The following is a 224-nucleotide window of genomic DNA, read 5'->3' on the forward strand; positions in this document are numbered from 1 at the left end:
CCGGCTGTTTCGTGAGGCGGACGGCTCCTACGTCCTGGTATTCGTCGTGCACCACCTGATCGGTGACGGTGGTTCGCTGACCCCACTGGCCGGTGACCTCGTGCAGGCGTACGCGGCGCTGATCGCGGGCTCGACGCCCGACTGGCCGGCCCTGCCGGCGCAGTACGCCGACTACGCGCTGTGGCAGAACGTGGTGCTCGGTGACCTGTCTCTTATACACATCT

General features: G+C 66.5%; 1 protein-coding gene. It reads left to right on the top strand.

All coding sequences use genetic code 11. The annotated features are described in order from the left end of the window. Positions 1 to 224 (top strand): condensation domain-containing protein (locus tag B4M62_RS05270; RefSeq protein ID WP_290705930.1); only part of this gene is annotated, 224 nt, incomplete at both ends.

This window comes from Gordonia sp. UBA5067 (assembly GCF_002414845.1).
Lineage (GTDB): Bacteria > Actinomycetota > Actinomycetes > Mycobacteriales > Mycobacteriaceae > Gordonia > Gordonia defluvii.